This window comes from Frigoribacterium sp. CFBP 13605, from assembly GCF_014839405.1.
Taxonomy (GTDB): Bacteria; Actinomycetota; Actinomycetes; order Actinomycetales; family Microbacteriaceae; genus Frigoribacterium.
Genome location: NZ_JACYNS010000001.1, coordinates 25277 through 36484, shown reverse-complemented (window position 1 = coordinate 36484; position 11208 = coordinate 25277). Strand labels below are relative to the sequence as shown.

The 11208-nt window shown below is 69.6% G+C and carries 11 protein-coding genes; all 11 read right to left on the bottom strand.

Going from position 1 to position 11208, the window contains the following annotated elements; translation table 11 throughout:
- Positions 1-55: 55 nt before the first annotated feature.
- A complete protein-coding gene (nusB, locus tag IFT36_RS00180; protein WP_043592748.1) occupies positions 56-466 on the bottom strand; it encodes a transcription antitermination factor NusB in 411 nt (136 codons plus the stop codon).
- A gap of 3 nt (positions 467-469) precedes the next feature.
- On the bottom strand, positions 470-1033 hold the full coding sequence (gene efp, locus IFT36_RS00175; RefSeq protein WP_043592746.1) for an elongation factor P: 564 nt from the start codon (positions 1031-1033) through the stop codon (positions 470-472).
- Positions 1034-1118: 85 nt separating this feature from the next.
- The gene (gene aroB / locus IFT36_RS00170; protein WP_056045338.1) at positions 1119-2207 is read right to left on the bottom strand and encodes a 3-dehydroquinate synthase; all 1089 of its coding nucleotides are present in this window, start codon (positions 2205-2207) and stop codon (positions 1119-1121) included.
- A complete protein-coding gene (locus IFT36_RS00165) occupies positions 2204-2683 on the bottom strand; it encodes a shikimate kinase (RefSeq protein WP_123570772.1) in 480 nt (159 codons plus the stop codon). Before IFT36_RS00165 ends, aroB begins: the two co-directional genes overlap by 4 nt.
- Before the next feature lie 32 nt (positions 2684-2715).
- Positions 2716-3921: a chorismate synthase gene (gene aroC / locus IFT36_RS00160; RefSeq protein WP_123570099.1), complete on the bottom strand. Its 1206-nt coding sequence runs from the start codon at positions 3919-3921 to the stop codon at positions 2716-2718.
- Positions 3922-4019: 98 nt separating this feature from the next.
- Complete coding sequence (gene mltG, locus IFT36_RS00155) at positions 4020-5363, bottom strand: endolytic transglycosylase MltG (protein ID WP_200412158.1); 1344 nt, start codon at positions 5361-5363, stop codon at positions 4020-4022.
- Positions 5364-5366: 3 nt separating this feature from the next.
- The gene (gene ruvX / locus IFT36_RS00150; protein ID WP_123570101.1) at positions 5367-5876 is read right to left on the bottom strand and encodes a Holliday junction resolvase RuvX; all 510 of its coding nucleotides are present in this window, start codon (positions 5874-5876) and stop codon (positions 5367-5369) included.
- Positions 5877-5884: 8 nt separating this feature from the next.
- Positions 5885-8557 (bottom strand): alanine--tRNA ligase, encoded by a 2673-nt coding sequence (gene alaS, locus IFT36_RS00145; RefSeq protein ID WP_056045351.1) that lies wholly within the window; start codon positions 8555-8557, stop codon positions 5885-5887.
- 56 nt (positions 8558-8613) lie between these two features.
- Positions 8614-8805 (bottom strand): hypothetical protein, encoded by a 192-nt coding sequence (locus IFT36_RS00140; protein WP_056045353.1) that lies wholly within the window; start codon positions 8803-8805, stop codon positions 8614-8616.
- 123 nt (positions 8806-8928) lie between these two features.
- Complete coding sequence (gene rpsD / locus IFT36_RS00135) at positions 8929-9558, bottom strand: 30S ribosomal protein S4 (RefSeq protein ID WP_043592736.1); 630 nt, start codon at positions 9556-9558, stop codon at positions 8929-8931.
- A gap of 219 nt (positions 9559-9777) precedes the next feature.
- Positions 9778-11187, bottom strand: a complete 1410-nt coding sequence (locus IFT36_RS00130; protein ID WP_123570102.1) for a replication-associated recombination protein A — start codon at positions 11185-11187, stop codon at positions 9778-9780.
- Between the last annotated feature and the right edge of the window lie 21 nt (positions 11188-11208).

The following is an 11208-nucleotide window of genomic DNA, read 5'->3' as shown; positions in this document are numbered from 1 at the left end:
GCGGTTCGTCGGACGCCCGACGAGCCGGCCGGCGACGACGGCGGCCGGTCGGCGGTCAGTCCGCGGTCGCGATCCGACCGAGCAGTCCGTTGACGAACGAGGCGGAGTCGTCGGTGCTGAGGGTCTGGGCCAGTTCGACGGCCTCGCTGATCGCCACGGCGTCGGGGATCTCGTCGTTGTGACGCAGCTCCCAGATGCCGATCCTGATGATGCCGCGGTCGAGGGTGGGCATGCGCGCGAGGGTCCAGCCCTGCGAGTACGTCTCGATCAGTTCGTCGATCTCGTCGCGGTGGTCGATGACGCCCTGCACGATGTCGCGCGCATAACCCCAGCTCGATCCCCGCTCGGGCTGGTCGAGGGCCCGCTGGGTCTCGGCGACGAGCGCGTCGGTCATGCTGATCTGTCGGATGTCGGCGACGTACAGGACGTCGAGGGCGCGCTTGCGCGCCTTGGTGCGTGCGCTCACCGACTAGTCGTTGACGCGGCCGAGGTAGCCGCCGTCGCGGGTGTCGACCTTGACCTTGGTGCCGGTCTCGAGGAACAGCGGTACCTGGATCTCGTAGCCGGTCTCGACGGTGGCGGGCTTCGTCCCGCCGGTCGAGCGGTCGCCCTGGAGGCCGGGCTCGGTGTACGTGACCTCGAGGATGACCGAGGCGGGCAACTCGATGTACAGCGGGTCGCCGTCGTGCAGGGCCATCTGCACGTTCTGGTTCTCGAGCATGAAGTTCTTCGCGTCGCCGACGATCGTGGCGGGCACGTTGATCTGGTCGTAGTCGCTCGTGTCCATGAACACGTAGCCGTCGGCCTCGGCGTAGAGGTACGTGTACTCACGACGGTCCACGTTGGCGAAATCGATCTTGGTGCCCGCGTTGAACGTCTTGTCGACGACCTTGCCCGACATCACGTTCTTCATCTTGGTGCGGACGAACGCGCCACCCTTGCCCGGCTTGACGTGCTGGAACTCGATGACGTTCCAGAGTTGACCGTCGAGGTTGAGGACGGCACCGTTCTTGATGTCGTTGGTAGTCGCCATGCGCGGATGATCCGTTCGGGGTGGTGGGAGGTCGGCCGGAATCGGCCATCGTCGAGTGTAGCGGACGCCCCGAAGGGCCGAAGGGCTACGAACCGATCTCTTGGTACGCCGCGAAGAGCAGGCTCTGGTCGGGCCCCTGCAGCACGGTGGGCCGACCGATCTCGTCCAGGACGATGAAGCGCAACAGGCCCGCGCGGGCCTTCTTGTCCCGTTGCATGGTGGCGAGCAGGGTGTTCCAGCGCCCGAGCGGATACGACACGGGAAGGGTCAGCGACTCGAGGATGCGGCGATGACGGTCGACCGCCTCGTCGGACAGCCGGCCGGTCAGGCGGGCGAGTTCTGCGGCGAACACCATGCCCACCGACACCGCAGCCCCGTGGCGCCACTGGTAACGCTCGGCGTGTTCGACGGCGTGGCCGAGGGTGTGGCCGTAGTTCAGGATCTCGCGCAGGCCCTGCTCGGTGAGGTCTTCGCCCACGACGCGGGCCTTCAGCCCGATCGCCAGTTCGACCACCCGCCGGAACTCCGGCGTGGTCGGGTCGGTCGCCCGGTCGACGTCCGCCTCGACGATGTCGAGGATCTCGGGTTCGGCGATGAACCCGACCTTCACGACCTCGGCGAAGCCGGCGAGGATCTCGTTCTTCGAGAGCGTGTCGAGGTGGTCGAGGTCGGCGAGCACCGCCACCGGCGGGTGGAAGACACCGACGAGGTTCTTGCCCTCGGCCGTGTTCACTCCGGTCTTGCCGCCGACGCTCGCGTCGACGAGCCCCAGCACGCTGGTCGGCATCTGGACCAGCGGGACGCCTCGGAGCCAGGTGCCGGCGACGAAGCCCGCCAGGTCGGTGATCGCCCCGCCGCCGAGACCGATGACGGCGTCGGTGCGGGTGAAGTCGGCCTGGCCCAGCACCTGCCAGCAGAAGGCGGCGACCTCGACGCGCTTGGCGTCCTCGGCGTCGGGCACCTCGGCGATGAGGGCCTCGTAGCCGGCCGCCACGAGGGCGTCGCGCACCTCTCCGGCCTTGCGGCCCAAGGTGGGGGCGTGGACGATCAGGACCTTCTTGGTCTGCGGGTGCAGGACCGCCGGCAGGTGGCCGGTGAGGCCCCGACCGATCAGGACGTCGTACGGGGCGTCTCCCCCGACGTGGATGGTGGTGGTGTCGGTCGCGTCGGTCATGCGGTGCCTCTCTCGGAGTCGAGCCAGGTCTCGATGTCGTCGACGACGGTCGAGACGGGTCGGTTAGACGTGTCGAACACGGCGGACGCCAGTGCCCGGTAGACCGGATCGCGCTCGGCGGCGATGGCCCGCCAGGCCTCGATCCCGCCTCTCTGCAGCAGCGGCCGGGTGCTCCCGGCCAGCCTCGACTCGACGGCCTCCGCCGTCACGGTCAGCAGGACGACGGGCAACCCGGACAAGGAGGCGCGCGTGCGTTCGTCGAGGACGGCTCCCCCACCCAGCGACACCACCCCGTCGCCGGTCAGGGCCTCGACCACGGCCTCGTGTTCGAGTGCCCGGAAGTGGGCCTCGCCGTGACGGTCGAACAGGTCGGCGATGGGCCCGTGCCGCCGGACGACGAGACGGTCGCTGTCGACGAACGGGACGCCGAGACGACGGGAGAGCTTCTTGCCGATGCTCGTCTTGCCCGCCCCCATGGGCCCGATCAGGACGACCGGCCGCGCGACCGTCACTCGGCGGCGGACGCCGGCTGAGTCCGCAGGTTCTCGGGGATGGCGTCGAGGTAGCCCCGCAGGTTGCGCGCCGTCTCGCCCAGCGAGTCGCCGCCGAACTTCTCCAGGATCGAGTTCGCGAGGACGAGGGCGACCATCGACTCGGCGACGACGCCGGCGGCCGGGACCGCGCAGACGTCCGATCGCTGGTGGTGCGCCTTGCTCTCTTCGCCGCTCGTGACGTCGACGGTGGCCAGCGCCCGGGGCACGGTCGCGATGGGCTTCATGCCGGCACGCACGCGGAGGACCGTGCCGGTGCTCATGCCCCCCTCGGTGCCGCCGGCTCGGTCGGTGTCACGCGAGATGACCCCTCCCGTGCGGTGGAGCTCGTCGTGGGCGACGGAACCGCGCCTCCGGGTGGTCTCGAAGCCGTCGCCGACCTCGACTCCCTTGATCGCCTGGATGCCCATCAACGCGGCGGCCAGCTGCGAGTCGAGACGACGGTCCCACTGGACGTGCGAACCGAGCCCGGGCGGCACCCCGTAGGCGAGCACCTCGACGACGCCGCCCAGGGTGTCGCCGTCTTTCTTGGCGGCCTCGACCTCGTCGACCATGAGGGCGCTGGTCGCCTGGTCGAAGCAGCGCAACGGGTCGTCGTCGAGACGGTCCACGTCCGTCGGGACGGGCACCGGGCTGCCGTCGGGCACGCGCACGGGCCCGATCGACAGGGTGTGGCTGACGAGCTCGATGCCGAGCTCGGCGAGGAACGACCGGGCGACGGCTCCGAGCGCGACGCGCGCTGCCGTCTCGCGTGCGCTCGCCCGCTCGAGGATGGGACGGGCCTCGTCGAAGTCGTACTTCTGCATGCCGACGAGGTCGGCGTGGCCGGGACGGGGTCGGGTGAGGGGTGCGCTCCGCCCCCGGGAGGCCTCACTCACCTCGACGGGCTCGGGGTTCATCACCTCGACCCACTTCGGCCATTCGGTGTTGCCGATCCGCAGGGCCACGGGGCTGCCCATGGTCAAACCGTGACGGACGCCGCCCGAGATGTTGAGTTCGTCCTGCTCGAACTTCATGCGGGAACCGCGGCCGTAGCCCAGTTTGCGTCGGGCGAGGTCGGCACGGATCGCGTCGAGCGACACCGGCACGCCGGCCGGCAGCCCTTCGAGGACGGCGACGAGCTCGGGCCCGTGAGATTCTCCAGCGGTCAACCAACGAAGCATGGTGTCGATCTTCCCACAGAGAGAGGGGCCGACCGACCGTGTGACGGTCGATCGGCCCCTCGGGACCGGTGGGTCTGCCCAGGGGTCCCATGGGTCGGTCACTGGTACTCGGGGTGCTCCCGCATCCAGGCCTGCCACTGCTTGACCGCGGCCTGGTGCTCCGCGAACGTGGTCGAGAACGCCGTCTCGCCCGAGTCGAGATCGACCGTGACGAAGTAGAGCCAGGTCCCGTCGGCCGGCTTGAGGGCGGCGTTCAGGGCGAGATCACCGGGGTTCGAGATCGGCCCGACCGGCAGACCCTCGTGGACGTAGGTGTTGTAGGCGTTGTTCGCGTCACCGCGCTCTTCGTCGGTCGTCGTGACCCGGTGGGTGTTGCCGGTGCCGTAGGCCACCGTCGCGTCGGACTGGAGGAGCATGCCCTGGTCGAGACGGTTCTGGAAGACCCGCGCGACCTTCGGGTAGTCGTCGGCCAGACCGGCCTCTTTCTGGACGAGCGACGCGAAGACGATGGTGTTCTGGTAGTCGGCGGGCTGTGCGCCGGCGGACTGCAGGTGCTGGGTCATGGTCGTCACCATGTCCTGCAGGTAGTCGTGGGCGGTCTTGCCCGGGTCGAGTTCGTAGGTCGCCGGGAAGAGCCATCCCTCGAGGCTCGTGGCCTCGGCGGGCAGCCCGAACGTCGTGTAGTCCGCAGCGGCGGCCTGGACGTCGGCGATGGGGATCGACGTCGCGGTGGCCAGGAGTTCGTAGACGTCCGCCGCCACGGTCCCCTCGGGGATGACGACCTTGTTGGTGATGCGGTTGGCGCTGTCCTGCAGTGCATCGAGGGCCGACTGGGCGCTCATCTGCTGCTGCAGGGTGTAGGTGCCCGGTTGGAAGGTCATCGACGGGTTGGACAGGAGGAGCGAGTAGGCCGACTCGTAGCTCTGCGTGACGCCCGCGTCCGCGAGGTTCTGCGCGATGTCGGAGCCGACCTGACCCGAGACGATGGCGAACTCGACGGGCGTGCCGTTCCCGCTGCCGGCGTAGTCGGCTGGTTCGTCGTCACCCGTGAACTTGGCGATCAGGGGCTGCACCTGCCCCCAGGCGGCGGCGACGCCGGCGGTTCCGCCGGCCAGGACGAGCACGAGGATGGACGCGAGGACGATCGGGCCCTTCTTGGAACGCCGTTCACGCGGTTCGCGCGTCGTGCGTCCGCGGGGGCGGTCACCCCCACCGTCGGAGGGGGGAACGACGCCGGGTTCGGTCTGTCGCTCGCGCTCACGCTGTTCGCGGCGGGACAGGGCGGGGGCGTCGACGTGGGTGGTGCGGCGGAGGGGTGCACCGTCGGCGTCGCCCGGTCGACCGTCACCCGGATCACCCCGTCGTCGTCCGGAGGTGTCGGCAGGGCGGTCGTTCTGGGGTTGGGACGCGAAGATGTCGTCCCAGTCGGGTTCGTCGGCCACGAATCACTGTCTCTCGTCGGTGGCGGGCGCGGCACCGTCGCCGCTCGCCTCTCGGGTCACGTCGACCATCCGCCCGGGCGGTCGACCGCTCGAGCGCTCGAGGTCGAGCGCGTGCTGGACGATGATAACAGCGGCCACTTGGTCGATGACGGACCGCTGGCTCCTGCCCTTCCGGCCCGATGCTCGGAGGGCGCCCTGGGCGCTCACGGTCGACAGGCGCTCGTCGACGAGGCGCACGGGCACGGCCACGGCCCGGGCGACGGCCGCGGCGAAGTCCCGCGCGTCCTGGGTGGAGGCCGTGTCGCGACCCGAGAGGGCGATGGGCAGCCCGACGATCACCTCGAGCGCGTCGAGTCCGGCGACCAGGTCGCGGACGGCACCGATGTCGGCCACGCCGTCGGCCGAACGCGCCAGCGTCTCGACCGGGGTGGCGAGCAGACCGTCGGGATCGGTGCGGGCGACACCGACCCGGGCCTTGCCCACGTCGATGCCGATCCGGACTCCGCGCCGCACGAGCGTCCTCAGGACCCGAGCTCGGCGACGATGCCGGCCAGCGCGGTGGGGATGGCCGAGACGTCGGATCCGCCGCCCTGGGCGAGGTCGTCCTTGCCGCCGCCCCCGCCACCGAGAGCCGCGGCGGCGCCCTTGGCGAGACGGCCGGCCTTGACGCCGGCCTGACGCGCGCCGTCCGTGGTGGCCACGATCACGGCGGGCTTGCCCGCGACGTCGGCTGCCAGGGCGACGACCGAGGCGCTGGACGCGCCCAGGCGTTCGCGGACCGACAGGGCGAGCGACCGCAGGTCGTCGGTCGAAGCGAGCGACCCGACCGATTCGGCGACGACCGTGAGGTCGCCGATCCGACTCGCCGTCTCGGCCAGCGCCGGGACGCGGGTGGCGAGGCGGGCGGACTCGAACTCGGCGATCTTCTTCTCTGCCGTCCGGAGGCTCGTGACCAGGTCGCCGATGCGGTCGGCCAGCTGATCACGGGGAGTCTTGAGCGACGAGGTCAGTTGGGACACGAGAGCCCGCTCGGCGGCGAAGTCACGGAATGCGTCCATGCCGACGAGGGACTCGACGCGGCGGTTGGTCGACCCCACCGAGCTCTCGCTGACGAGGTTGATGAGGCCGACCTGCGAGCTGGTCGAGACGTGGGTGCCCGCGCAGAGCTCGCGCGACCAGGGACCACCGATGTCGACCATGCGGACCGTCTCGCCGTACTTCTCACCGAACAGCGCCATGGCGCCCAGCGCGCGGGCGTCGTCGAGGGGCATCTCGCGGGTGACGACCTGCAGGTCGTCGCGGATGGCGTTGTTCGCGATCTCCTCGATCTCGGAGCGTGTCTGCGGGCTCAGCGCCTGGTTCCAGTTGAAGTCGAGCCGCATGTATCCGGCCTTGTTGTACGACCCCGCCTGGTGCGCCTCCGGGCCGAGCACCTCCCGGAGGGCGGCGTGGATCAGGTGCGTCGCCGAATGCGCCTGCGTCGCGCCGCGGCGGTAGGCCGGGTCGACCACGCTGGTCGCCGTGTCGCCGACCCCCACCTCGCCGGACGTCACCTGGACGCGGTGGCTGATCAGCCCCTTGACGGGCTTCTGCACGTCGAGGACCTCGAGGTCGAAGCCCACGCCGACGATGCGGCCCGAGTCGGCTTCTTGACCGCCGGACTCGGCGTACAGAGAGGTCTCGGCGAGGATCACCTCGGCGATGTCACCCGCCACTGCCCGGTCGACGTCGGCCCCGTCGACGATCAGGCCCAGCACGCGCGTCTCGGTGTCGAGCTCGTCGTAGCCGGTGAAGACCGTCTCGCCCTGGGCCCTGAACGCGCTGTAGACGCTCAGGTCGGCCAGGGCCACCTTCCGGGACTTGGCATCGGCCTTCGCCCGGGCACGCTGCTCGGACATGAGTCGGTCGAATGCCTCGCGATCGACCGTCAGACCGCTCTCTTCCGCGATCTCGAGCGTCAGGTCGATGGGGAACCCGAAGGTGTCGTGCAGGAGGAACGCCGTGTCGCCCTGCAGCTGCGGGGTCGTGCCCGCCGAGGCACGCTGCTTCGTGTCGTCGACGGCGATGTCGAGGATGTTAGTCCCGGCGGCCAGGGTGCGGAGGAAGGTCTCCTCCTCGGCGTAGGCCAGGCGCGAGATGCGCTCGTAGTCGGTCTCGACCTCGGGGTAGGCGGCCTTCATCGCGTCGCGGGACTCGGGGAAGAGCGAGGGGAACGTGGGGCCGTCGACGCCGAGCAAGCGCATCGACCGGACCGTGCGGCGCAGGAGGCGGCGGAGGATGTAGCCCCGACCCTCGTTGGACGGGCGGACCCCGTCGGACATCAACATGAGCGAACTGCGGACGTGGTCGGCGATGACCCGCATCCGCACGTCGTCGTCGTGGACGGCTCCGTATCGCCGTCCCGACAGCTCGGCGGCCTTGTCGAGGACGGGGCGCACCTGGTCGATCTCGTACATGTTGTCGACGCCCTGCTTGAGGAACGCCACGCGCTCGAGACCCATGCCGGTGTCGATGTTCTTGTTCGGCAGCTCGCGGACGATGTCGAAGTCGACCTTCGAGCGCACGTTCTCGATCTGGTACTGCATGAACACGAGGTTCCAGATCTCGACGTAACGGTCGTCGTCCGTCGCCGGGCCACCGTCGGCACCGTAGGCGGGACCACGGTCGAAGAAGATCTCCGAGCACGGACCTGCGGGCCCCGGCTGGCCGGTGTGCCAGTAGTTGGAGTCCTTGCCGAGTCGCTGGATGCGCTCGTCGGGCAGACCGGCGACCTTCTTCCAGAGGGCGATGGCCTCGTCGTCCTCTTCGTACACCGTCACCCAGAGGTCGTCGGGCGAGAACGCGAGTCCTCCGTCGGCCTCGCTCGAGGTCAGGAGCTCCCAGGCGTAACCGATCGCCTCTTCCTTGAAGTAGTCGCCGAACGAGAAGTTGCCGTTCATCTGGAAGAACGTGCCGTGCCGCGGCGTCTTGCCGACCTCTTCGATGTCGTTGGTGCGGATGCACTTCTGGACGCTGGTGGCACGCGGGTACGGCGTCGGGACGAGCCCCGTGAGGTACGGGATGAACGGGACCATGCCCGCGACCGTGAAGAGCAGGCTGGGATCGTCGCTGACCAGGGACGCGGACGGGACGACGGTGTGGCCCCGATCGCCGAAGTAGTCGAGCCAACGGCGGCGGATTTCGGCGGTCTGCATGGTTCTCCCGAGGGTGGGTTGGTCGTGTGTCAGGACGAGGAGGCGCGGCGGCGCACTCAGGACTCGTCGCGGTCGGAACGCAGTTCGGCTTCGCGGGCCTTGTAACCGTCGACCACGGCGGCACGGAACGACTTCACGTTGCCGTCGAGGTCGCCGAAGAACTGCTGACCCCGAGATGTCTTGTTGAACTGGTGGGCGACGGCGAAGCCGCCGACGACACCGACGGCGAGCAGGAACAGGCTCTTCACGGGGACTCCTCTTGGGGCTGGTGCCGCGACGTGCGAGCGCGACGACTCGACAGCTTACCCGGCCCCGGGAACGCGAAAGGAGCGGGCCACGACCGTGGCCCGCTCCTGACGGGGTGACGAGTTCTAGCGCGCGGCGTAGTACTCGACGACGAGCTGGACCTCGCAGGTCACCGGGACCTCGACGCGCTTCGGGCGACGCACGAGGCGGGCCTGCAGCTTGTCGATCTCGACCTCGAGGTAACCGGGCACCTTGGGCAGCAGGTCGACGTGACCGCCGGCCGCGGCGACCTGGAAGGGCTCGGTCTTCTCGCTGCGCTCCTTGACGTGGATCATCTGACCCGGCTTGACGCGGAACGACGGGCGGTCGACGAGCTTGCCGTCCACCAGGATGTGGCGGTGGACGACCATCTGACGGGCCTGGGCCGTCGTGCGGGCGAAGCCGGCACGGAGGACGAGGGCGTCGAGACGGGTCTCGAGGAGCTCGACCAGGTTCTCACCGGTCAGGCCCGAAGCCTTGCGAGCCTCGTTGAAGACGATCTTGAGCTGGGCCTCGCGGATGCCGTACTGGGCGCGCAGGCGCTGCTTCTCACGCAGACGGACGGCGTAGTCGCTGTCGGTCTTGCGCTTGGTGCGGCCGTGCTCGCCGGGAGCGTAGGGGCGCTTCTCGAGGTAACGAGCAGCCTTCGGGGTCAGGGCGATGCCGAGGGCACGCGAGAGACGGGTCTTGCTGCGGGTACGTGACTTGGTGGACACTTGTTCCTTTTTCTTGTCGATGGTTCGTCAGGGACCGCCCCAGCGCGCGAGCGCCGGGCGGCGTAACAAGAGGGGTGAGTGCCGCGGTGGCGACCGGCTACAGGTCGTCGCACCTTGATCGGGTCGTCGTCAGCAGCCGCGCGTCGACGCCCGAGAACAGGCAACCCCCCGAGCATACAGGAGCCCGGGCGCCGATGCGAGCAGCCAGCGATCGTGGCGTCAGTGCCCCCGGGTGATCCGGCGCAGCTTCTCGAGACGGGCCGCCACGTCGCGTTCGTTGCCGTTGGCGGTGGGATCGTAGTACTCGTGGCCGACGAGTTCGTCGGGGAGGTACTGCTGCTCGACCACCCCGAACTCGGAGTCGTGGGCGTAGCGGTAGCCCTTCCCGTGGCCGAGGCGTCGGGCCCCGGGGTAATGGGCGTCGCGCAGGTGCTTGGGCACGCGGCCCGCCTTGCCGGCCCGGACGTCCGCGATCGCGGCGTCGAGGGCGGAGTAGGACCGGTTCGACTTGGGTGCGGTCGCCAGGTAGACGACGGCCTCGGCCATCGGGATGCGTCCCTCGGGCATGCCGATCATCTGCACGGCGGTCGCGGCCGAGACCGCGACGGTGAGTGCGTTCGGATCGGCCATGCCGATGTCTTCACCGGCCGACACGATGATCCGACGGCAGATGAAGCGGGGGTCCTCACCCGCCTCGATCATGCGGGCGAGGTAATGGAGCGACGCGTCGACGTCGGACCCCCGGATGGACTTGATGAAGGCGCTGATGACGTCGTAGTGCTCGTCGCCGTTGCGGTCGTACCGCAGCAACGCCCGGTCGACCGACTGGGCGACGATCTCCGACGTGATCGTCGGACGGTCGTCGTCGGGATCGTTCTCGTCGTACTCGGCGTCGGGGTCGAAGTCGGCGTCGGACGCGTCGTCGGCCGAGGCCGTCGGCACCGCGTCGGCCTCGAGCTTCGTGGCCCACGCCGACTGGGCGGACGCCTCGAGGGCCGTGAGCGCACGTCGGGCGTCACCGGAGGCCAGTCGGACGATGGTGGCCAGGGCTTCGTCGTCGAGGCGCACGGATCCGTCGAGACCGCGGGGGTCGCCGACCGCCCGCTGAACCAACTGGGCCAGGTCGTCGTCGCTGAGCTGTTCGAGCGTCAGCAGGAGCGAACGGGACAGCAGAGGCGTGATGACCGAGAAGGACGGGTTCTCGGTGGTGGCGGCGATGAGGATGACCCAGCCGTTCTCGACGCCGGGCAGCAGGGCGTCCTGCTGCGCCTTGGTGAAGCGATGGATCTCGTCGAGGAAGAGCACGGTCGTCGTGCCGTAGAGGTCCCGGTTCGACAGGGCCTTCTCCATCACCTGTCGGACGTCCTTGACTCCCGCGGTCACGGCTGACAGCTCGATGAACTGTCGGCCGGAGCTGCGGGCGATGGCCTGGGCGAGGGTGGTCTTCCCCGTACCCGGCGGACCCCAGAGGATGACGGAGACGGCCCCCTGGTCGGCACCCGTGTCGGACGCCAGGGTGACCAGAGGCGAGCCGGGCCGCAAGAGGTGCCGTTGACCGGCGACCTCGTCGAGGGTGGTGGGACGCATGCGGACCGCGAGAGGGGTCGAGCTCTGCGGGAGCGGGCTCATGGTGACCCATGCTAGACCGGC